Genomic DNA, 22,485 nt, shown 5'->3' with positions numbered 1-22,485 from the left:
TCGGGGCCGGATCAGCGGGAGGAGCGCGGACGCAGGATCGCGGTGGCCAGCACGGCCGGCGCGGTGAGGAGGAGCATCGTGGTGACGGGTGACGACGTGCTCTTCGGCTGGGGCCGGGAGGTCCGCTGGTAGTGCGGCAGCGGCACCGGGCTCGGCGGCGCGGCGGGCGACGCCGCCGGCGGACTGGGCGGTGGCGGCGGGGTCGGGGCCGGAGGCGTGGGGGGCGGCGGTTCCTCGGGCGCGGGGGTGGCGGGCGCGGGGGAGGGGGGTACCGGGGCGGGCCGGGGTGCCGGGGTGGTGGCGGGCGGCCGGACGGCGGAGGGCGCGGCGGGCAGCTCGGGAGGGGACCCGGGCCGCAGCGGCGAGGGGCGCGGCAGGGTCGGCTCGGGCGGCTTCGGAGGCTTCGGAGGTTTCGGGGGCTTGGGCGGCAGGGGCGGCTTCGGGGGCAGGGTCGGCGGTTTCGGGGTCGGGTGTTTCGGCGGGGTGGGCTTCGGCGACGGGGAGCACGCACCGGGGCCGACCACCGACACCGAGGTGTGTGAGCCGTTCGGCCCGACCGTGGCGTAGGCGCAGGAGTCGGCGGCCGCCGGCACGGGTGCGGCGAGCAGCCACACCAGTCCGGCGGCCGCCAGCGACCGCGCGAGGGGTGATCCGTACAGAGACACGCCGACGAGCTTGAACACACGGACGCCGAACCGGGGGCCGAATGCGGCCGGATTCCCCGGATGGTGGGGATCTTCGGATGTCTGGTTTGACGTTTCGCCGCCGTCGGGTCTAATCCGCGCGGGGATCGGTTCTCTCCCGGAGGTGTGGAAGGGGTGGGAGAAGGGGCATGGAATGGCCGACGCGGGCCATCGCGGGGGACGTTCGGAAGAACTGTCCGGTTGTCGCCCTGTCAGGGGCCCGTCCCGGTGCCGCGATCCGGGTCGGCGGACGATCCCCGGGGCGCCCGCCCCCGAGGTGGGGCCGGGTGCGGGGCCGCCCAACGGGCGTGCGGGACCCCGCCGGAGAACCGGCGCACGACCATATGCACGTGAACCTGCACGGCCTGAAGGCGTGAACTCTTCGTTCCGCACGCACGTGCCAAAGGCGTGTGACCAAGAACGGACCGCGAATTTCCGTTTCTACTCGCTCTCTCGGCGGCCGATCAGTAGCCTCACCTCGAACACGGCCGCGAACTCCGGGCCGCATCCCCCGTGGCGACTTGTTGGAGACATTGATGGAGCGTCCCGCCTGGGCTCCGCCGGGTATCGACATCTCGGTACCCAGCGTGTCCCGTATGTACGACTTCTATCTGGGCGGCTCGCACAATTTCGAAGTGGACCGGGAAGCGGCCCGCAAGGCCATGGAGTTCCTGCCGGGCCTCCCCAAGATCATGCAGGCGAACCGGGCGTTCATGCGCCGGGCCGTCCGCTTCGCCGTCGCGGGCGGCGTCACCCAGTTCCTCGACATCGGCTCCGGCATACCGACGTTCGGCAACGTGCACGAGGTCGCCCTGGCCGCCGACCCGGCCGCCCGCGTCGTCTACGTCGACCACGACCCGGTGGCCGTCGCCCACAGCCGGGCCGTCCTGGAGGGCGTCGACCACACCGCCGTCGTCCCCGCCGACCTCCGCAAGCCGGCCGAGATCCTGCGCAGCCCCGAGGTCACCGGCCTGATCGACCCCGACCGGCCGGTCGCCCTGATGCTCGTCGCCGTCCTGCACTTCCTGGAGGACGCCGACCGGCCGCACGAGGCCGTCGCCGAACTCCTCGACGCGCTCGCCCCCGGCAGCCTCCTGATCGTCACCCACGCCTCCTACGAGGGGATCCCGGTGGACCAGGAGCGCGCCAGCGGCACCGTCGACGTCTACCGCAGCACCCGCAGCCCGCTGGTGATGCGCTCCCGGGACGAGATCGCCCGCTTCTTCGACGGCACGGAGTTCGTCGAGCCCGGCCTGGTCCCGATGCCGCTCTGGCGGCCCGACGGCCCGGCCGAGGAGGAGGATCCGTACGCCTTCTCCGGGTTCGCAGGTGTGGGGCGCAAGGCGTGAAGGTGCCGTCGCAGCCGTCCGGCAACGTCGCGGAAGCCGATGGCCCGGAGGACAGACTCAGGCGGTTCGTCACCATCTGGAGCCGTGCCATCTTCCCGGTGACCGCCACCTCCCTCACCCGCGCCGAGTTCGAGGTCCACCTCCTCCCGCTCGCCCGCCTGCTCAGCGGCGCGCTGCTCGCCCGCCCCTTCGACACCGCCCCCGCCCACCGGGCCCGGTGCCGGACTGGTCGACGCGCACTGCACCGACCCGGACGCCCTCGGCCGCAGCCTCGGCGTGGTCGACTCGTACCTGGTCCTCTACTGCGGTACGGACCCCGAGCTCACCGCCGAGGAGCTGCGGGCCCGCTGCGCCCGCCTCCAGCACGCCATGGCCGCCGGCTACGCCGCGGCCCTGCGCGAGCGGACCCGCGTCGAGCAGGAGGCCATCGCCCGCTCCGCGCTCTCCGCCCGCAGCGCCGCCGAGATCGCCCTGCACGCCACCGAGAGCCGCTTCCGGGCCGTCTTCGACGGCGCCGCCATCGGCATCGGCATCGCCGACCTCGACGGCCGGCTCGTCGAGATCAACGACACCATGACCCGCATGTTCGGCGGCGTCGAGGCCCACGTCCGCAGCCGCAACGTCAGCGAGTGGGTCCACCCCGAGGACGGGCCGCACGTCTGGCGGCTCTACGAGGAACTGGTGCGCGGCGAACGCGAGCAGTACCGGGTGGAGAAGCCCTACTACCGGGGCGACGGCACGGTCCTGTGGACCAACCTCACCGTCTCCCTGCTCCGCGACGCCCAGGGCCACCCCCAGTACCAGCTGGCGCTCATGGAGGACATCACCGAACGGCGCCTGCTCCACCTGCGCCTGCGGTACGAGGCCACCCACGACGCCCTCACCGGGCTGCCCAACCGGACGCTGTTCTTCGAGCGCCTGGAGAAGGCCCTGGCCCCCGCCGGCGAGGACGGCCGCTTCGGTCTCTGCTACCTGGACCTCGACGGCTTCAAGGCCATCAACGACAGCCTCGGCCACTCCACCGGCGACCGGCTCCTCGTCGAGGTCGCCGACCGGCTCCAGGCGTGCGCCACCGGCCCCGGCGAGATGGTCGCCCGGCTCGGCGGCGACGAGTTCGTCGCCCTCACCACCAGCACCGGCGGCGAACGGGACGCGACCGCGCTCGCCGACCGGATCCTCGCCGCCCTCGCCACCCCCGTCGGCGTCGACGGCCGCGAACTGACCGTGCGCGGCAGCCTCGGCGTCGTCGAGGGACCGGCCGGCGAGCGCACCGCCGCCGAGGTGCTGCGCAGCGCCGACATCACCATGTACCGGGCCAAGTCCGCGGGCGGCAACCGCTTCGAGCTCGCCGACCCCGAGGCCGACGCCCGCGCCATCACCCGGCACGGCCTCACCACGGCCCTGCCGACCGCCCTGGAGCGCGGCGAGTTCTTCATCGAGTACCAGCCGCTCGTCCACCTCGACGACGGCACCGTGCACGGCGCGGAGGCCCTCGTCCGCTGGAGCCACCCCCAGCACGGCGTGCTCGGTCCCGACCGCTTCATCCCGCTCGCCGAGGACACCGGGCTCATCGTGCCGCTCGGCCGCTGGGTCCTCCAGGAGGCCGTCCGCCAGGCCCGCTCCTGGCAGCTGGACGACCCCACCACGGGAACCCCGCTGCGCATCAACGTCAACCTGTCGCCGACCCAGCTCCACCACCCCCGGCTGGTCGCCGACACCGTCGACGTGCTGGAACGCTCCGGGCTCGCGCCCGGCGCGCTCTGCCTGGAGGTCACCGAGTCCGCCCTGATCGGCGCCGACGAGGACCTCCTCAAACCGCTGCGCCAGCTCGCCGAGATGGGCGTCGACATCGCCCTGGACGACTTCGGCACCGGCTACTCCAACCTGGCCAACCTGCGCCGCCTCCCGGTCAGCGTCCTCAAGCTCGACCGCTCCTTCACCCGGGGCATGCAGCAGCACCCGGTGGACCCCGTCGACCTGAAGATCGTCGAAGGGATCGTCTCCCTCGCGCACAGCCTCGAACTCGCCGTCACCGTCGAGGGCGTGGAGACCGCAGCGCAGGCCGAACGCCTCCGCGAACTCGGCTGCGACACCGCCCAGGGCTGGTACTACGCCCGCCCCGGAGCCCCGGACCGCATCCACTCCCTGGTCCTCGCCGACGCGGTCTGAGCACACGCGTGGGGCCCGGTCCTTCCGAGGACCGGGCCCCACGCGTGAAGTGCGAAGGGGGGCGAGGAGAGCGAAGGGGCTATGTCATCAGGAGTATGAGAAGGAAGCCCCTTCATGGCCTCGCCCCCGGACCGACCGTAGCACTCAGGCCGGGACCAGGTCGCGCAGATTTTCCGGGGTCACCACCCGGGAGCCCGGCGCCAGCCCCTCGGGCCGCGCCAGGCCCAGGTACGTCACCGGCCCGGCCGGCGGCTCGCCGCCGGACCACTCCGTGACCTCGGACCCCGACTCCCGCATCAGCTCCACCAGATGACGAACCGTCACCGGCGCGTGCTCGACCGCGCCGCGCAGCAGCGTCGCCAAGGACACCCGGTGGTCCTCGACCCGGTTGTCGGTCGGCGTGCCCCGCAGGCACAGGTGGAGCCAGTGCGCGTGCCACCGCCCCTCCTCGTCCCGCCGGAACGCCAGCGGCATGGCCACCCGCCCCGGCCCGCGCAGCTCCGACCTCATCCGGACCGTGCGCGGCTCGAAGGGCCGGCCGCCCTGCTCGCCCTCGCGGAGCATGTAGCCGAAGAAGGACTCGGCCGTCTCGTCGAAGCCCTCGCCGGCGTACACGTGCACGTGCGGCACCACGAACGTGCCGCGCACCGCGCCGAGTCGCAGCTCGATGAACTCCGAGGCACCGTCCGGGGCCTCGGTGATGTCCCCGGAGTGCCGGCCCTCCACCGTGGTCAGCTCCGTGTACGACAGCCAGGAGACCGTCGCGTACCGCTCGTCCAGCAGCAGCGCCGACAGGTCCAGGTCCGTCGTCCGCCGCGCCTCCTTCCAGTACATGAAGAACCGCAGCAGCTCGCCGTCGACCGGCGCGACCGAACCGCGCGGCAGCACCCCGAAGCCCCCCGACGAGGCCCGCCCGCTCAACGGCAGCGCCACGTCCAGCATCAGCGGGTCGACCAGCAGCCGCCCGGGTGCGGGCAGCCGCCGCCGGGTCTCCCCGTCCACCAGCGCGAGGAGCCGCCGCTGGACCTCCCGGGGCAGGGCGCGGCGGGTGTCCGCCGTCACCCACGCCCGCCCCTGGCGGTTCACGAACAGGCGCCGGGGCGCGCCCGGACCGATGTGCCGGTTCTGCAGGTGCTCCCGCACCGACAGCACCACCCGGCCCGCGACCCGCGGCGCGACGCGCTCCGCCGCCGCGAGCACGGCCTCGCGCCCCGCCTCGTCCGCCGCCGAGCGCAGCAGCCGGTCCAGCCCCCGGAACAGCCGTCCCGGAGCGGCCGACGCCAGCAGTTCCGCCGCCCCCGGCACGTCCCCGGCGGCCAGCAGCGCCTCGGTCAGGGAATCCAGCGACGGCGCCCGCAGCTCGCCCCGGGCGACCGCGAACACCTGGGCGGCGTGCGGCCAGGCCGGGTAGGCGTGCGGGTGCAGCCGCTCCCCGAGCCGCTTCCACGCCTCCCGGTGCCGGCCCACGTCGGCCAGCTTCTCCGGCGCCCCCGCCACCACGCCGTCGAGGCCCGCGAGCAGCGCGCGCCGCACCGGCCGGGACAGCCCGCGGAAGCGGGTCCGCTCGCGCAGCGTCACGTCCCCGTCGGCCAGCGCGCAGGCGAGCCGCAGGACGTCCGTGACGGTGTCGAGCAGCGGCGCCGCGCCGGCCCGCAGCCGGGCCCGGTTCACCACGGCCCGGATCTCCCGGACCGGGATCTCCGCGGGCTGCGGCCCGTCCGCGCAGTGTTCGGCGAGCACCGCCAGGTCGGCCAGGTGCTCGTCGCCCAGCGGGGTCACGGACCCCGCCAGCGCCCCGTACAGCGCGCCCAGCTCCTCCCCGACGGGCCCGCCGAGGTGCAGTACGGTCAGCCGGTCCCCGGCCGCCGGTACCAACTCCTCATGGGCCGCGAGCAGTTCCTCGTACGAGTGCGGGTAGCGCCCGTAGGCGGGGAGCGTCAGCAGGTTCAGCACCCCGGCGCTCAGCTGCGCCTCGACCGACTCGCGGGCCGCCGGGTCCTCCAGCCCCTTCAGGACGCACCACAGCCAGAACTCCCCCGTGTCGGGGACGTTGGCCGGGAAGTCGAGGAAGTACGTGTTGTGCCGGACGTGGTCGCCGACCCGCTCGCGGACCGCCTCCAGCGCCCACCGGGCCAGCTCGACGACCGTCTCGGGGGACCGGCCGGACAGCTCCCTCAGCAGCGGTGAGGACAGGGCGAACCCCGCCGTCCGCAGCGCGGCGTCGAACCGCAGGGCGACGGCGGAGCCGTCCCCGGCGGGACCGGGGGGAACGGGCAGCCGGAGGGTGTGCCGGACGAGCAGGCGTTCGAGAACGTGGTCCATCCCGCGATGCTCGCAGCCCTCCCGACCGGTCCGCACGCGGATTTCGGGCGCCCCGAAGGGCCTCCCCGGCCGGCTCGCGCGGAGCGGGTCAGCCGGGCTGGCCGGCACCCTGCGGCGGCACGGCGCCCGGAGCCGGCGCCCGCGCGCCGCCGAGGAGCTCCGGCAGGCCCGAGCGGGTCGCCGCCACCACCACGCGGTCGCCGGGGCGGAGCACGTACCCCGGGTGGAGGTCCCACAGCAGCGCCGGGGGCTCCGCGGGGCCGGCGTCCGAGGCGCGCCCCTCCTCCTCTCCGGCGCCGGTGTCCAGCGCCAGGACCCGCCAGGCGCCGGGCCGGAACGCCTCCGCGACCGTGCGTCCCTCCAGGTGCGCCACGCCCGCCACCTCGACCGCCGCGAAGAGCAGCACCCGCCGCTCGACCGGGATGGCACCCAGGATCTGACGCCCCATCATCGCGCCCGCGAAGGCCGGGGCGGACAGGGTGGAGACGCTGCGGCTGCGGGTGAGCGCGTCCGGGTGCGCGGCGCGCAGCGTGCGGTAGACCGTGGTGGCGAAGTCGTCGTCGTACAGCCGCAGCGCCACGAGGAGTTCGGGCGCCAGCGTCCGGGCCGCCAGCACCGCCTCCAGGTTCGTGGTGTCCGAACTGGTGAGGGCGAGCAGGGCGTGCGCGCGGTGCGCCTTCGCCGCCTCCAGGACCCCCTCCTGGGTGACGTCGCCGAGCACCACCGGCACCCGAAGCCGCCGGGCGTACGGGATCCCGCGCGCCTCCGGGTCCTCCTCCACGCACACCACCGGCACCCCCAGCTCGCGGAGCCGGACCAGCACGCGGGTGCCGATCCGGCCGAGCCCGAGCAGCACCACGTGGTCGTCCAGGCCCCGGGGCGGGCGCCGCAGGGCCGCCGCGCTGCGGTACGCGCCCAGTGCCTCCAGGGCACCCGCGATCAGCAGCGGCAGCAGGGCGAGGCCGAGGAGCCCCGCCAGCAGCTGGAGGACCTGCCGGGCGGTCTCCTCGCCGACCGCCGGATCCCCGATCGAGAACAGGTCGAGGAGCGTCAGGTAGGCCGCGTGCAACGGGTGCGCGTCGGTGGCGAGGATGGCGGCGGCGGTGAGCGCGGTCACGGCCGCGACCACCCCGGCGAGCGCCCACCGCAGCCGCGGCGACAGCAGCTCGCGGGGCGAGGCGCCCCGGCTCTCGCGCCGGCGGGGGAGGGCGGGCTCGCGCCCGATCGCCTCCAGGACGACCGCCATCCGCCCGGCCGCCGCCCGCACCTCCGCGCCGTCCGGCAGCAGCCGGGGCGCGAGGCCCCCGCTGCGGTCCGAGCCGTACGCGCCGGCGGGGTCCGTGGTGGTCGACGACAGCAGCGCGAGCGTGCACAGTCCCGGCTCGGCCAGCGCGGAAGGCCCCTCGGGCATCCGCTCGGCGGCCCGCAGCAGCAGCCCGTCCGCCTGCACGACCTTCCGCGTCCCGGCGACGGCGGTCGCCGCCAGCGCGGGGGCGGCGGTGTCCGCGTCGGACAGCACGAGGGTGGTGGCGTCGCGCGGCGCGGGACCGGCGCCGGGCGCGACGGCGGCGAGCTGCTCGCCCGCCCGGTCCAGCAGGTCGGCCATCCGGTGCCCGAGGTTGCGGTTGTACATCCGCAGCACCAGCCGCACACCGGGCGCGAGCCGGCGCGCCAGGAACGCGGCCCGCATGTTGACCTCGTCGTCCTCGTACAGCAGCGCCAGCGCCTCCGCCTCCCGTAACCCGGCCCGGAGCAGGGTCCGTTCGTCGGGCGCGGCGCCCTCCACGTACCGGATCCGGCCCGGCCCGCCCGGCGCGGACTCCGGCCCCGGCGTGACGAGCACGACGTCCCGCCGGTACACCTCGGCCAGCTCCGCGGCGAGCCGGTGTGCCAGGGCGTCGTCGCCGAGCACGAGCATGGCCCGCTCCGGCGCGGGGCCCCGCGCTGCCTCCCCCATGGCGCTTCCCGCTCAGCTCTCGTGACGGACGGGCTCGGGCCCGGCGACCGGAAGCCGCTCCAGCTCCGGCCCCGGCCCCCCGTCCCGGCCGCCTCGCCGGGCGATGACCCAGCCGGCGACGGGCTCGGTGTAGCGGGCCGTGAGCGGGCCGACGACGACCAGGATGAGGACGTACGCGGTGGCCAGCGGGCCCAGCGACGGCTCGATCCCGGCGGAGACCGCCAGCCCCGCGATGACGATCGAGAACTCGCCGCGCGCGACCAGCGTCCCGCCCGCCCGCCAGGCGCCCTTCGGGGAGATGCCGTTGCGGCGCGCCGCCCAGTAACCGGTGGCGATCTTCGTGCCGGCGGTGACGACGGCCAGCGCCAGCGCGGGCAGCAGCACCGGCGGGATGCTCGCCGGATCCGTGTGCAGCCCGAAGAAGACGAAGAAGACGGCGGCGAACAGGTCCCGCAGCGGGCTCAGCAGATGGTGCGCGCCCTCCGCGACCTCACCCGACAGCGCGATGCCGACGAGGAACGCGCCGACCGCCGCGGACACCTGGAGCTGCTGCGCGATCCCGGCGACGAGCAGCGTCAGACCGAGCACCACGAGCAGCAGCTTCTCCGGGTCGTCGCTGGAGACGAAGCGGGAGATCAGCCGCCCGTACCGGACGGCGACGAAGAGGACGAGGCCGGCGACGCCCAGCGCGATGGCGAGCGTGGCGCTGCCCGCCGCGAGCCCGGCGCCGGCGAGCAGCGCGGTCACGATCGGCAGGTAGACCGCCATCGCCAGGTCCTCCAGGACCAGGATGCTCAGCACCACCGGGGTCTCCCGGTTGCCCAGGCGCCCCAGGTCGCCCAGCACCTTCGCGATGACACCGGACGAGGAGATCCAGGTGACGCCGGCCAGGACCACGGCCGCCACCGGGCCCCAGCCCAGCAGGAACGCCATCGCCGCCCCGGGCAGCGCGTTGAGCGCCCCGTCGACGAGACCGGCCGGGTACTGCGTCTTGAGGTTGGTGACCAGATCGGTCGCCGTGTACTCCAGACCGAGCATCAGGAGCAGCAGGATGACGCCGATCTCGGCGCCGATGGCGACGAACTCCTCGCTTGCCCCCAGCGGCAGCAGTCCCCCCTCGCCGAAGGCCAGACCGGCCAGCAGATAGAGGGGTATGGGCGAGAACTTCAGCCGCCCGGCCATCCGGCCGAGCAGGCCGAGGCCGAGGATGATCGCTCCGAACTCGATGAGGAAGACGGCGGACGAATGCACCGATCACTCCCTTCCAAGGATCGCGGCGGCGGCGTCGACGCCTTCGTGGGTTCCGATGACGATGAGGGTGTCCCCGCCGGCGAGCCGGAAGCCGGGGCCGGGGGAGGGGACGGCGTCCGCGCGGCGCAGCACGGCCACGATCGACACGCCCGTCTCCGTGCGCATCCGGGTCTCGCCGAGCGTCCGCCCGTTCCAGTGCGAGACCGAGGACAGCTCGACGCGTTCCGCCACCAGGCCCAGCTCCGTGGTGTGGAGCAGGTTCGGGCTGTGGTGGGAGGGCATCAGGGCGTCGATCAGGGCGGCGGACTCGCCCGCGGTCAGATGCAGGGACTGCAGGCAGGCGTCCGGGTCGTCGGACCGGTAGACGTTGACGCTGCGGGTGCCGTCCCGGTGGGCGATCACCGACAGGTGCCGGTGCTCTCTGGTGGTGAGGTCGTACTGGACGCCGACGCCGGGCAACGGCGTCGAGCTCATCCGTGAAGTGGGCACGGCCCGGACTCCTCGTGTCGTCTCTGCTCTGCGGGGGCGCGCGGCGAGGAGGCCGGTGGCCCTCCGCGCGGGCGGGCGGTCCGGGGCCGCGGCCGGTCCATGCTGCCATCTCCGGGGGGCCTCGCACATGGGTGCCGGCACGGATGGACAGGGCCCCCGGAAGCCCCGCAGGATGAAGGGGCGCATAGGCTTCCCCGCAGGTCAGGCGGGTACCGGCAGGGTCGGCGGAGGCAGGGAGAGCGGGACGGTGTCACTGTACGGACGGATCTTCCTCCTCAACGCGGCCGTGCTGATCCTCGCCGCGGGACTGCTCCTCGGTCCCGTCACCGTCTCCACCCCGGTGCTCCTCGGCGAGGCGATCGTCGTCGTCTGCGGGCTGGTGCTGATGCTCGTCCTCAACGCGGCGCTGCTGCGGGTGGGGCTCGCCCCGCTCGGGCGGCTCCGCCGCGCCATGGCCACGGCCGACCTGCTGAAGCCGGGCACCCGCGCCGAGGTCACCGGGCGCGGCGAGATCGCGGACCTGACCGCCGCCTTCAACGCCATGCTCGACCGCCTGGAGGCCGAGCGGGCCACCAGCAGCGGGCGGGTCCTCACCGCGCAGGAGGCCGAGCGGCAGCGGATCGCCCGCGAACTGCACGACGAGGTCGGCCAGACCCTCACCGCCGTCCTCCTCCAGCTGAAGCACACCGCCGACCACGCCCCGGAGGAGCTGCGCGCGGACCTGCGCCAGGCGCAGGAGACCACCCGGGCCGGCCTGGAGGAGATCCGCCGGATCGCCCGCCGTCTGCGGCCCGGCGTCCTGGAAGAGCTGGGCCTGCACAGCGCGCTCCGCTCCCTCGCGGGCGAACTCTCCACCCCGGGCCTGCGGGTGACCACCCACCTCGCCCCCGGCGCGCCCGCGCTCGACCCCGCCACCGAACTCGTCGTCTACCGCGTCGCCCAGGAGGGCCTCACCAACGCGGCCCGGCACGCGGGCGCCGGCCACGTCGCCCTGCTCCTCGGGCCCGCCCCCGACGGCGGCACCCGCCTCCTCGTCCGCGACGACGGACGCGGCACGGGCGGCGCCGCCGAGGGCGCCGGCATCGGCGGCATGCGGGAACGCGCGCTGCTGGTCGGCGCCGCGCTGAGGGTCGGCGCGGGGGAGAAGGGCGGGACCGAGGTACGCCTGGACCTGCCCCCGGCGCCGACCCCGACGGCACGTCCGATCCCGGAGCCGACTCCGGCCGCGGGCCCGATCCCGGAGACGACCCCGGCCGTGCGTCCGATCCCGGCACCCGCCCCGACCGGGCGCACGGCCTCGGCCCCGACGGCACCCCTGCTCGCGCCCCCGACTCCGTCCCCGCTTCCGGCCTCGCCCCCGCCCCCGACTCCTGGACACGAGCGATGACCTCCGCCGTACGCCCGCCCGCCCGGATCCTCCTCGTCGACGACCACGCGCTGGTACGGCGCGGGGTGCGGCTGATCCTCGACGCCGAGCCGGACCTGGAGGTGGTCGCCGAGGCGGGGGACGGGGCCGAGGCCGTCGCCGCCGCGCGCCGGGACGACGGGCTCGACCTGGCCGTCCTGGACATCGCGATGCCCCGGATGACGGGGCTCCAGGCGGCCCGCGAACTCGCCCGGCTCCGGCCCGGGCTGCGGATCCTGATGCTGACCATGTACGACAACGAGGAGTACTTCTTCGAGGCGCTGCGGGCCGGCGCCAACGGGTACGTGCCGAAGTCCGTCGCCGACCGGGACCTCGTCGAGGCGTGCCGGTCGGCGCTGCGTGACGAACCGTTCATCTACCCGGGCGCGGAGACCGCGCTCATCCGCAGCTACCTGGACCGGGCGCGGTCCGGCGCGGGGCTGCCCGAGCGGCCGGTCACCGAGCGCGAGGAGGAGATCCTCAAGCTGGTCGCGGAGGGACACACCTCCAAGGAGATCGGCGACCTGCTCTTCATCAGCCCGAAGACGGTCGAGCGGCACCGCGCCAACATCCTCCAGAAGCTCGGGCTGCGCGACCGGCTCGAACTCACCCGGTACGCGATCCGCGCGGGCCTCATCGAACCCTGAGGCCCTCCGTCACGGGACGTCCGGGCCCGGCTTCCCGCGCCGCGAGGCCATCAGCAGCTTCTGGAGCTCGCGCGCGGCCCGCGGCGGCGCCACGTCGCTGCGGTGCGCCAGGCCGATGGTGCGGCGCAGGCCCGGCCGGGCGAGCGCGGTGACGCGCAGGTCGCGGCCGGCGCGGGCGGCGACCATGGCCGGGACGACGGCCAGCCCGAGCCCGGCCCGCACGAAGCCGAGGACCGCGTCCAGCTCACCCCCCTCCACCGTGAACGTCGGCTCGAAACCGGCCGCCCGGCAGGCCCCCACGGTCAGCTCCCGCAGGTCGTAGCCGTGCCGGAACATCACCAGCGGCTGCTCGCGCAGATCCGTGATCCGCACCGGACGGCGCGGCGGCGGCGCCGAGGCCGCCGAGACCACCACCAGGTCCTCGCGGAGCAGCTCCACCGTGGTCAGCGCCGGGGAAGGGGACGGCAGCGGCAGCACCACCAGCGCCAGGTCCATGGAGCCGCGGGCCAGCTCCCGCACCAGGTCGTGCGAGCCGCCCTCCTCGATGAGCAGCTCGATCCCCGGGTGCAGGTCGTGGAAGGTGCGCAGCACGTCGGGGAGGAGGCCGGTGCAGAGGCTGGGCGTCGCGCCGAGCCGCACCCGGCCGCGCTTGAGCTGGGCCAGCTCCTGGACCTCGCGGCGGGCCGTCTCGGTGTCGGCGAGGATCCGTCGGGCGAGAGGCAGGAGGGCCTCGCCCGCGTCGGTGAGCGCGATGTTGCCCCGGGCCCGGCTGAACAGTTCGGCGCCGAGTTCCTGCTCCAGCGCCTTGATCTGCTGGGAGAGCGAGGGCTGCGAGACGTGGACGCGTTCGGCGGCCCGGGTGAAGTGGCGGGTCTCGGCGACGGCCACGAAGTAGAGGAGCTGCTGGAACTGCATGGATCCCAGCCTAGGGCACACGCATAGCTTCAGCCTATGGAGATCAGCTGGACCATGTCTTGGACCTCTCGGGTCCTTCGGCCCTAGCGTCGAGGGCATGGCTCTGGCATCCAGCAAGGACACGGCGACGTCGAAGGGCTCGGCGTCCGCCCGGGACACGGCCCCCGCCCGGCCGCCGTCCCGCACCCCCACCCGCGGCTTCTGGTCGTCGACCATCGGCAAGAAGACCGTGATGGCCGCGAGCGGCCTGATCATGCTCGCCTACCTGGTCGCGCACGTGGCCGGCAACCTCAAGGTCTTCTTCGGCCCGGAGGAGTTCAACGGCTACGCGCACTGGCTGCGCGTGATGGGCGCCCCGATCCTGCACCACGAGTGGGGGCTGTGGCTCGCCCGGATCGTGCTCCTCGCGGCCGTCGGCGCGCACGCCGTCTCCGCGTACCAGCTCAGCCGGCGCGACCTCAAGGCCCGCCCCACCCGCTACGCGCACCGGCGCAAGGGCTCCTCCTACGCCACCCGCACCATGCGCTGGGGCGGGATCATCCTCGCCCTCTTCATCGTCTGGCACGTCCTCGACCTCACCACCGGCACCGTGCACCCCGGCGGTTTCGAGGAGGGCAGGCCCTACCAGAACGTCATCGACACCTTCTCCACCTGGTACGGCAACACGATCTACATCGTCGCCATGCTGGCCGTCGGACTCCACGTCCGGCACGGCTTCTGGAGCGCCGCCCAGACCCTCGGCGTCGGCAACGCCCGGCGCGAACGCCTCCTGCGCCGCACGGCGGACGTCCTCGCGCTCGCCCTGACCGCTGGCTTCATCGCCGTCCCCGTCGGCGTCATGACCGGAGTGGTGAACTGACCATGAGCTACCTCGACTTCCGCACCGGCGAACCGATCGCCGACGCCAAGGCACCGGCCGGCCCCATCGCCGAACGGTGGGACACCCGCCGCTTCGAGGCGAAGCTGGTCAACCCCGCCAACCGGCGCAAGCACCGGATCATCGTCGTCGGCACCGGCCTCGCCGGCGGCTCCGCCGGCGCCACCCTCGCCGAACAGGGCTACCACGTCGTCCAGTTCTGCTTCCAGGACTCCCCGCGCCGCGCCCACTCGATCGCCGCCCAGGGCGGCATCAACGCCGCCAAGAACTACCGCAACGACGGCGACTCGATCCACCGCCTCTTCTACGACACCGTCAAGGGCGGCGACTTCCGCGCCCGGGAGTCCAACGTCCACCGGCTCGCCCAGATCTCCGTCGAGATCATCGACCAGTGCGTCGCCCAGGGCGTCCCCTTCGCCCGCGAGTACGGCGGACTCCTCGACACCCGCTCCTTCGGCGGCGTCCAGGTCTCCCGCACCTTCTACGCCCGCGGCCAGACCGGACAGCAGCTCCTCCTCGGCGCCTACCAGGCGCTGTCCCGGCAGATCGCCGCGGGGAACGTCGAGATGCACGCCCGCACCGAGATGCTCGACCTGATCGTCGTAGACGGCCGCGCCCGCGGCATCGTCGCCCGCGACCTGATCACCGGCGAGATCACCACCCACTACGCCGACGCCGTCGTCCTGGCCAGCGGCGGCTACGGCAACGTCTTCTACCTCTCCACCAACGCGATGAACTCCAACGCCACCGCCGTCTGGCGGGCCCACCGGCGCGGCGCGTACTTCGCCAACCCCTGCTTCACCCAGATCCACCCCACCTGCATCCCGCGCACCGGCGACCACCAGTCCAAACTCACCCTGATGAGCGAGTCGCTCCGCAACGACGGCCGCATCTGGGTCCCCAAGGCCAAGGGCGACACCCGCCCCGCCGCCGAGATCCCCGAGGACGAGCGCGACTACTACCTGGAGCGGATCTACCCCTCCTTCGGCAACCTCGTCCCCCGCGACATCGCCTCCCGCGCCGCCAAGAACGTCTGCGACGAGGGCAGGGGAGTGGGCCCCGGCGGCCAGGGCGTCTACCTGGACTTCGCCGACGCCATCGCCCGGATGGGCCGCGCCGCCGTCGAGGCCAGGTACGGCAACCTCTTCGACATGTACGAGCGGATCACCGCGGAGAACCCGTACGAGGTCCCCATGCGGATCTATCCGGCCGTGCACTACACGATGGGCGGACTCTGGGTCGACTACGACCTCCAGACCACCGTCCCCGGCCTGTTCGCCATCGGCGAGGCCAACTTCTCCGACCACGGGGCCAACCGGCTCGGCGCCTCCGCCCTCATGCAGGGCCTCGCCGACGGCTACTTCGTCCTGCCCGCCACCATCAACGACTACCTCGCCCGCCACCCCGCCGCCGAGCCCGTCACCGACGAACACCCCGCCGTCCGCGAGGTGCTGGCCGAGACCGAGGACCGGCTCAACCTCCTCCTGTCCGTCGACGGCGACCGCACCCCCGACTCCTTCCACCGCGAACTCGGCGAGGTCATGTGGGAGTTCTGCGGCATGGCCCGCACCGAGGAGGGACTGCGCACCGCGCTCCGCCGGATCCCCGAGATCCGCGAGGAGTTCTGGCGCCGCATCAAGGTCCCCGGCACCGGCGAGGAGTTCAACCAGTCGCTGGAGAAGGCCAACCGGATCGTCGACTACCTCGAACTCGCCGAACTGATGTGCCTCGACGCCCTGAACCGCGCCGAGTCCTGCGGCGGCCACTTCCGCGAGGAGTCCCAGACCCCCGACGGCGAGGCCGCCCGCCGCGACGACGCGTACGCGTACGCCGCCGCCTGGGAGTTCACGCCGGAAGCCCCCGTCCTCCACAAGGAGGAGCTCACCTTCGAGTACGTCCACCCCACCCAGCGGAGCTACGCATGAAGCTCAACCTGCGCGTCTGGCGCCAGAAGAACGCCGGCACCGAGGGCGCCATGGCCACCTACGAGGTGGACGGGATCTCCCCCGACATGTCCTTCCTGGAGATGCTCGACACCCTCAACGAGGACCTCATCCTGCGCGGCGAGGACCCCGTCGCCTTCGACCACGACTGCCGCGAGGGCATCTGCGGCGCGTGCAGCCTCGTCATCGACGGCGACGCCCACGGCCCCGAGCGCACCACCACCTGCCAGCTCCACATGCGCTCCTTCCGCGACGGCGACACCATCGACGTCGAGCCCTGGCGCGCCTCCGCCTTCCCGGTCGTCAAGGACCTCGTGGTCGACCGCTCGGCCTTCGACCGGATCATCCAGGCCGGCGGCTACGTCAGCGCCCCCACCGGCTCCGCCCCGGAGGCCCACGCCACCCCGGTGCCGAAGGCGGACGCCGACTCCGCCTTCGAGCACGCCGAGTGCATCGGCTGCGGCGCCTGCGTCGCCGCCTGCCCGAACGGCTCGGCGATGCTCTTCACCTCCGCCAAGATCAACCACCTGAACGTGCTGCCGCAGGGCGCCCCCGAGCGCGAGACCCGCGTGCTCGACATGGTCGCCCAGATGGACGCGGAGGGCTTCGGCGGCTGCACGCTCACCGGCGAGTGCGCCACCGCCTGCCCCAAGGGCATCCCGCTGCCGTCGATCGCCGCCATGAACAAGGAGTGGCTGCGGGCCCGGCGCAAGGTGAGGTGACGTACTTCCCCCGGGCGGGGAACCCTGCGCCGGCCCGGGCCGTTCCACCCGGGCCGACGCAGTTCCGACAGAGGAGAACCTTGCCCGACGCCCCGCGCACCACCCCGTCCGCCTCCGCCTTCACCAGCGCCTTCCCGCTGCCCCCGCTCGCCGACCAGGCCGAGCGGCTGATCGGGCTCGGGGTGCCCGCCCTCACCGGCGTCGACGCCGACGCGCTGCGGGCCTACGCGGAGAAGGCCGCCGTCGACGCCCCGGAGGGCTCCCTCCTCGCCGTCCACCCGGCCGCCGCGCCCGCCTCGGCCCTCACGCCGCTGCTCCGCCTCGCGGACAGGCCCGGCTTCCTCGTGGTCGACATGGAGGACGTGGACGCCTTCACCCCCCAGGGGGTGGAGCTCCCCGACGGGCCCTTCTACCTGGTCCACGGCCTCGACCGGGGCGACCACCTGGGCAACTGGAGCCCCGAGGAGGCCCTGCCGGCCCTCACCGCCGCGGGCCGGACCCCGCTCGTCCTCACCGAGGGCATCCACTGGCTGCTCCAGCGGCCCGAGGTCCTGGAGCGCAACAAGTGCTTCATGACCATCGGTTCGCGCCTCCGCAAGGCCAACGGCTCCTTCGACGCCCGGACCCCGGCCGTCTGGATCAGCAACGGCACCGGCCGGGACGGCAAGGAGCGCAAGGGCGCGCCCAAGGTCGGCTGGTGCTGGTGGAACAACCGTCACACCTGGCTCGGCTTCGGCTCCACCACGGGCCGCGCCGGCTAGTCGGCGACTCCGGCGATCCCCAGGGCCCGGGCCAGATAGGGCGCGGTGCGGCTGCCGGCCGACCGCGCCACCCGGGCCGGGGGACCCTCGGCGACGATCCGGCCGCCGTCCGCGCCGCCCCCCGGGCCGAGGTCGACCACCCAGTCGGCGCCGGCCGCCACGTCCATGTCGTGCTCGACGACGACCACCGTGTGGCCGCCGTCCACCAGCCCGCGCAACTGCCGGACCAGCACCTCGACATCGGCCGGGTGCAGACCGGTCGTCGGCTCGTCGAGGACGTACAGCGTGTGGGCGCGGCGCGGGCGCTGGAGCTCGGTGGCGAGCTTGATGCGCTGGGCCTCGCCGCCGGACAGCTCGGTGGCCGGCTGGCCGAGCCGCAGGTAGCCGAGGCCGACGTCGAGCAGGGCGGTCAGGGCGCGGGCCGCCTGCGTGTCGTCCGCGAAGAACTCCGCCGTCGACTCGACGGTCAGGTCGAGGACTTCGGAGATCGTCAGGCCGCGCAGCCGCACCTGGAGCGTCTCCGGGTTGTAGCGGGCGCCGCGGCAGTCCGGGCAGGGCGCGTACGTGCTCGGCAGGAACAGCAGCTCCACCGAGACGAAGCCCTCGCCCTGGCAGGTCTCGCAGCGGCCCCCGGGCACGTTGAAGGAGAAGCGTCCGACCTTGTAGCCCCGGCTCCGCGCCTCCTCCGTTTCCGCGAAGAGCTTGCGCACCACGTCGAAGAGGCCTGTGTACGTGGCCAGGTTGGAGCGCGGGGTGCGGCCGATCGGCTTCTGGTCCACCGTCACAATCCGTCCCGCGTCGCCCCCTTCACCGGTCAGCGCGCCGACCAGGGTGGACTTGCCGGAGCCGGACACGCCGGTGACCGCGGTGAGGGCGCCCCGGGGGAAGGCGGCGTCCACCCCGCGCAGGTTGTGCCGGGTGACGGGGCCGGTGCGCAGCCACTCCTCCGGGGCGAGCGCGGGCCGTTCGGGCATGGGGGAGCGGTCGAAGAGGAAGCGGCGGGTGGCCGACTCCTCGACGTGCGCGAGGAGTTCGGGCGGGCCGCTGTGCAGCACGCGGCCGCCGTGCTCCCCGGCCCGCGGACCGACGTCCACGAGCCAGTCGGCGTGCCGGACCACGTCGAGGTGGTGCTCGACGACGAAGACCGTGTTGCCGGACGCCTTCAGCCGGTCGAGGACGACCAGCAGGGCCTCGGTGTCGGCGGGGTGCAGACCGGCGGACGGCTCGTCGAGCACGTACACGACGCCGAAGAGTCCGGAGCGGAGCTGGGTGGCGAGCCGCAGCCGCTGGAGCTCCCCGCTGGACAGGGTGGGGGTGGCGCGGTCCAGGCCCAGGTAGCCGAGGCCGAGTTCGGTGACGGTGGCGATCCGGGCGAGCAGGTCCTCGGCGAGCACCCGCGCCGTCTCCGGGCCGCCGGGCGCGGCGGCCGGGGCCAGCACCTCCGCCAGGGCCGTCAGCGGCAGCGCGGCCAGCTCGGCGATGGTCCGTCCGGCGAAGGTGACGGCCAGCGCCTCGGCGCGCAGCCGGCCGCCGCCGCACACCGGACAGGGGGCGCTGGTGAGGAAGCGTTCCGCCCTGGCCCGCAGCGCGGGGCTCTTGGAGTCGGCGTAGGTGCGCAGGACGAGCCGCCGGGCGCCGGTGTACGTGCCCTGGTACGGCCGCTGGATCCGGCCGGCCTCGCGGACCGGGTGCACGGTGACGACCGGCTGCTCCTCGGTGAAGAGGATCCACTCCCTGTCCTTCGGGTCCAGCTCGCGCCAGGGCCGGTCGACGTCGTGGCCGAGGGCGTCGAGCACGTCCCGGAGGTTCTTGCCCTGCCAGGCGCCCGGCCAGGACGCGACGGCGCCCTCCCGGATGGACAGGTCCGGGTCGGGGACGAGCAGCTCCTCGCTGGTCTCGTGGATCCGGCCGAGGCCGTGGCAGGACGGGCAGGCGCCGGCCGCCGTGTTGGGCGAGAAGGCGTCGGAGTCGAGGCGGGGCGCCCCGGGCGGGTAGTCGCCGGCGCGGGAGTAGAGCATCCGCAGCGAGTTCGACAGGGTGGTGACCGTGCCGACGGAGGAGCGCGCGCTCGGGGCGGCGCGGCGCTGTTCGAGCGAGACCGCCGGGGGGAGCCCGGTGATCTCGCCGACCTTCGGCGCCCCGACCTGGTGGATCAGGCGGCGGGCGTACGGCGCGACCGACTCGAAGTAGCGCCGCTGGGCCTCGGCGTACACGGTCCCGAAGGCGAGGGAGGACTTCCCCGAGCCGGAGACCCCGGTGAAGACGGTGAGGGTGTCGCGGGGGATGTCGACGTCCACGCCCCTGAGGTTGTGCTCGCGGGCGTCGCGGACACGGACGAAGGGGTCATGAGCGGAGACGTGTTCCTGCATCGGGAGATTTTATCCAATGTCGGTCTCCCCGCCCCGGCGGGTGTCGGTGGCGGCTCCTAGGCTGGCCGTGTGACAGGAGACACCCGGCCGCTGGCCGTCTTCGACCTCGACGGCACGCTCGCCGACACCGCCCACCGTCAGCACCACCTGGAGCGCAGGCCCCGGGACTGGGACGGCTTCTTCGGGGCGGCCCCCGACGATCCACCGCTGATCGAGGGCGTGGCCCTGTGCCGGTCGGCCGCCGAGGAGTGCGAGGTGGTCTATCTGACCGGCCGTCCGGAGCGCTGCCGGCGGGACACGCTGGCCTGGCTGGCCGCGCAGGGGCTGCCCGAGGGGCCGCTGCACATGCGGCGGCACCGCGACTTCCGGCCCGCGCGGGTGACCAAGGTGGAGATCCTGCGGCGGCTCGGCGCCGAGCGCGCCGTCCGCATGCTGGTCGACGACGACGCGCTGGTCTGCGACGCCGCCGAGGAGGCGGGCTTCCCGGTCGTCCGCGCCCGCTGGGCGACCCCCTCCGAGGCGCTGAGGGAGGCCCAGGAGCGGGAGGGGCGGACCTGATCCGCGGCCTGCGCCCGGGGGCGCAGGGGGGCGGGAGCCTGCCGGGCGGGACCGGCGATCCCGCGGCGGCCGGCCGGGACCCCGTGCGCGGAGGCGGGCGGCCGGGTCCGGCGTGCGCCTCACCGTGCCCGACCGCCCGCCCCGGGGCGTAGGGCCGGTCAGGCCACCTCGTCCTCCAGCCGGAAGCCGACCTTCAGGCCGACCTGGTAGTGCTCGATCCGTCCGTCCACCAGGTGCCCGCGCACCTGGGTGACCTCGAACCAGTCGAGGCCGCGGAGCGTCTGCGAGGCGCGTTCGATGCCGTTGCGGATGGCCTGGTCGACGCCGTCGGTGGACGTGCCGACGATCTCGGTGACGCGGTAGGTGTGGTTCGACATGGGGGCCGGACTCCTCTCGGTGCCCTCGGCGGGGCTCACTCCACCGTGCCCCAGCGCCGGGCGGCGCGCGACACGGCGGGACGGCGCGGGCCGGTGCCGCCCCCTTCGCCCGTACCCGTGGGTAACCGTTCCGATTGCCCCGCCCGATCCGGGAACGAGATGGTCAAGGACTTGACCACTTCGTTGGTCCAGACCAGAATCCAGGCCACATACCCGCGCGAACAACCCGTTCGGTCCCCCCACGTCGGGTCAGCCCCCCATGTCGCACCGCCGTGTGCTGAACCGAAGGTGACCTCCGTGAAGAACCGCTTTCTCGCATGCCCGCTGGCTGCCGCCACCGCACTCGCCCTCGCGGGCTGCGGGCTGTTGCCGGGCGCCGGGGGCGAGACCCGAACGGTCGACATATGGCTCATGCGGGACAGCGTCAGCGAGGACTTCCTGAAGCGCTTCACCGAGGCGTACGAGGACGAGCACGACGACGTCGAGCTCAACGTCACCATCCAGGAGTGGACCGGCATCGGCAAGAAGGTCACCGAGGCCATCACGGGCGGCGGCGGACCGGACGTCATCGAGGTCGGCAACACCCAGGTCGCCCAGTACGCCGACACCGACCGCCTCTTCGACCTCACCCTGGAGTCCGTCCGCGACCTCGGCAGCGAGGACTGGCTGCCCGGTCTCGCCGAGCCCGGCAGCATCGGCGGCTCCCAGTACGGCATCCCCTGGTACGCCGCCAACCGCATCGTCATCTACAACAAGGACCTCTTCGCCCAGGCGGGCGTCGACGCGACGCCCGCCACCCGCGCGGAGTGGCTGAGCGCCACCGAGAAGCTGAACCGGCAGGGATCCCAGGGCATCTACCTGGCCGGCCAGGACTGGTACACCCTCGCCGGGTTCATCTGGGACGAGGGCGGCGAGCTCGCCGTCGACAAGGGCGGCGAGTGGACCGGCGCCCTCGACAGCCCCGCCGCCCTGCGAGGCATGGACTTCTACAAGGACCTCCAGTCCCTCGGCTCCGGCCCGAAGAACGCCGACGAGCAGAACCCGCCGCAGGCCGAGGTCTTCGCCCGCGGCGACGTCGCCCAGATCGTCGCCACCCCCAGCGCCGTCGCCGCCGTCCTCAAGGCCAACCCCGGCCTCAAGGACAAGCTCGGCTACTTCCCGATCCCCGGCAAGAAGGCCGGCACCCCCTGCGCGGTCTTCACCGGCGGCTCCGACCTGATCATCCCGGAGAACGCCCCCGACCGCGCCGCCGCCCTCGAGGTCGTCAAGGCGCTCGCGGGCGAGAAGTGGCAGACGGAACTGGCCCGGGCCATGGGCTACGTGCCCAACAAGAAGGGCCTCGCCTCCGTCGTCTCCGGCCAGGAGGCCACCGCCGCCATGGCCGCCGGCGCCGCCAACGGCCGCGCCACCCCCAACTCCCCGCAGTGGGCCAGCGTCGAGGGCGACAACCCCATCAAGCCCTTCATGACCGCCGTCCTGGAGGGCGAGGACGCCAAGAAGGCGGCCCGCACCGCCTCCGAGGCCATCACCGACACCCTGGCCGAATGACCCGTCGCGGCGCCCCCGGCCGAGCTCCGAGGGGGCGCCGCGCAGCATTCAGCCTTCCCACACCCGCGATCCCCCGGCCGGTCATGTCGAATCCAGTCGGCGGCGGAAGAAACGAGGGGCCGGGCCGCACCGCTCGCGGACCG

At 74.1% G+C, this 22,485-nt stretch carries 16 protein-coding genes and 2 pseudogenes; 10 read left to right on the top strand and 8 right to left on the bottom strand.

Annotated elements, in window-relative coordinates; all coding sequences use genetic code 11:
- Nucleotides 1–11: 11 nt before the first annotated feature.
- Nucleotides 12–665 (bottom strand): hypothetical protein, encoded by a 654-nt coding sequence (locus IE321_RS02760; RefSeq protein ID WP_229916281.1) that lies wholly within the window; start codon nt 663–665, stop codon nt 12–14.
- A gap of 554 nt (nt 666–1,219) precedes the next feature.
- Here IE321_RS02760 and IE321_RS02755 point away from each other — a divergent pair.
- Both IE321_RS02755 and IE321_RS02750 read left to right on the top strand, forming a co-directional pair.
- A complete protein-coding gene (locus IE321_RS02755) occupies nt 1,220–2,032 on the top strand; it encodes an SAM-dependent methyltransferase (protein ID WP_190221581.1) in 813 nt (270 codons plus the stop codon).
- Nucleotides 2,029–4,201 (top strand): annotated as a pseudogene (locus IE321_RS02750) (putative bifunctional diguanylate cyclase/phosphodiesterase). Before IE321_RS02755 ends, IE321_RS02750 begins: the two are co-directional and overlap by 4 nt.
- Before the next feature lie 144 nt (nt 4,202–4,345).
- On the opposite strand, the gene IE321_RS02745 reads toward IE321_RS02750, so the two are convergent.
- From IE321_RS02745 to IE321_RS02730, 4 genes are all read right to left on the bottom strand, one after another.
- On the bottom strand, nt 4,346–6,523 hold the full coding sequence (locus IE321_RS02745; protein WP_190221580.1) for a hypothetical protein: 2,178 nt from the start codon (nt 6,521–6,523) through the stop codon (nt 4,346–4,348).
- 88 nt (nt 6,524–6,611) lie between these two features.
- Entirely contained in the window at nt 6,612–8,480 is a 1,869-nt protein-coding gene (locus IE321_RS02740; RefSeq protein WP_229916279.1) for an NAD-binding protein, read from the bottom strand.
- Nucleotides 8,481–8,492: 12 nt separating this feature from the next.
- Complete coding sequence (locus IE321_RS02735) at nt 8,493–9,731, bottom strand: cation:proton antiporter (RefSeq protein WP_226652692.1); 1,239 nt, start codon at nt 9,729–9,731, stop codon at nt 8,493–8,495.
- 3 nt (nt 9,732–9,734) lie between these two features.
- Nucleotides 9,735–10,205, bottom strand: coding sequence for a cation:proton antiporter regulatory subunit (locus IE321_RS02730; protein WP_043229672.1), 471 nt, complete (start codon nt 10,203–10,205; stop codon nt 9,735–9,737).
- Nucleotides 10,206–10,467: 262 nt separating this feature from the next.
- Here IE321_RS02730 and IE321_RS02725 point away from each other — a divergent pair.
- Together IE321_RS02725 and IE321_RS02720 are read left to right on the top strand one after the other, a co-directional pair.
- Nucleotides 10,468–11,397 (top strand): annotated as a pseudogene (locus IE321_RS02725) (HAMP domain-containing sensor histidine kinase); the annotation flags it as partial.
- Between the two features lie 206 nt (nt 11,398–11,603).
- Complete coding sequence (locus IE321_RS02720) at nt 11,604–12,272, top strand: response regulator (RefSeq protein ID WP_043229674.1); 669 nt, start codon at nt 11,604–11,606, stop codon at nt 12,270–12,272.
- A 9-nt stretch (nt 12,273–12,281) separates the two neighbouring features.
- Here IE321_RS02720 and IE321_RS02715 read toward each other — a convergent pair whose 3' ends face one another.
- Nucleotides 12,282–13,187 carry a LysR family transcriptional regulator gene (locus IE321_RS02715; protein WP_190221579.1) on the bottom strand — a complete coding sequence of 302 codons (906 nt, stop codon included), beginning with the start codon at nt 13,185–13,187 and terminating at the stop codon, nt 12,282–12,284.
- A gap of 232 nt (nt 13,188–13,419) precedes the next feature.
- Between IE321_RS02715 and IE321_RS02710 the strand changes: the two genes are divergently transcribed.
- The 4 genes from IE321_RS02710 (at nt 13,420) to IE321_RS02695 (ending at nt 17,490) form a co-directional block, all read left to right on the top strand.
- Nucleotides 13,420–14,046, top strand: a complete 627-nt coding sequence (locus IE321_RS02710) for a succinate dehydrogenase (RefSeq protein WP_229916286.1) — start codon at nt 13,420–13,422, stop codon at nt 14,044–14,046.
- A 2-nt stretch (nt 14,047–14,048) separates the two neighbouring features.
- Complete coding sequence (locus tag IE321_RS02705) at nt 14,049–15,989, top strand: fumarate reductase/succinate dehydrogenase flavoprotein subunit (protein ID WP_190221577.1); 1,941 nt, start codon at nt 14,049–14,051, stop codon at nt 15,987–15,989.
- On the top strand, nt 15,986–16,729 hold the full coding sequence (locus IE321_RS02700) for a succinate dehydrogenase/fumarate reductase iron-sulfur subunit (RefSeq protein WP_043229679.1): 744 nt from the start codon (nt 15,986–15,988) through the stop codon (nt 16,727–16,729). Before IE321_RS02705 ends, IE321_RS02700 begins: the two co-directional genes overlap by 4 nt.
- Nucleotides 16,730–16,809: 80 nt before the next feature.
- Nucleotides 16,810–17,490 (top strand): DUF5701 family protein, encoded by a 681-nt coding sequence (locus IE321_RS02695; RefSeq protein WP_190221576.1) that lies wholly within the window; start codon nt 16,810–16,812, stop codon nt 17,488–17,490.
- Here the strand turns inward: IE321_RS02695 and IE321_RS02690 are convergent.
- Nucleotides 17,487–19,859, bottom strand: a complete 2,373-nt coding sequence (locus IE321_RS02690; RefSeq protein WP_190221575.1) for an ATP-binding cassette domain-containing protein — start codon at nt 19,857–19,859, stop codon at nt 17,487–17,489. The genes IE321_RS02695 and IE321_RS02690 overlap by 4 nt on opposite strands.
- 69 nt (nt 19,860–19,928) lie before the next feature.
- Between IE321_RS02690 and IE321_RS02685 the strand changes: the two genes are divergently transcribed.
- Nucleotides 19,929–20,417: a phosphatase domain-containing protein gene (locus IE321_RS02685; protein WP_043229682.1), complete on the top strand. Its 489-nt coding sequence runs from the start codon at nt 19,929–19,931 to the stop codon at nt 20,415–20,417.
- Nucleotides 20,418–20,575: 158 nt separating this feature from the next.
- Here IE321_RS02685 and IE321_RS02680 read toward each other — a convergent pair whose 3' ends face one another.
- A complete protein-coding gene (locus IE321_RS02680; protein ID WP_190221574.1) occupies nt 20,576–20,794 on the bottom strand; it encodes a dodecin in 219 nt (72 codons plus the stop codon).
- A 297-nt stretch (nt 20,795–21,091) separates the two neighbouring features.
- Between IE321_RS02680 and IE321_RS02675 the strand changes: the two genes are divergently transcribed.
- Nucleotides 21,092–22,342 carry an extracellular solute-binding protein gene (locus IE321_RS02675; RefSeq protein ID WP_043229715.1) on the top strand — a complete coding sequence of 417 codons (1,251 nt, stop codon included), beginning with the start codon at nt 21,092–21,094 and terminating at the stop codon, nt 22,340–22,342.
- The last annotated feature ends 143 nt before the right edge of the window (nt 22,343–22,485 follow it).

Source organism: Streptomyces hydrogenans (assembly GCF_014656075.1).
Taxonomy (GTDB): domain Bacteria; phylum Actinomycetota; class Actinomycetes; order Streptomycetales; family Streptomycetaceae; genus Streptomyces; species Streptomyces hydrogenans.
This window is presented reverse-complemented; position numbering and strand designations above follow the sequence as displayed.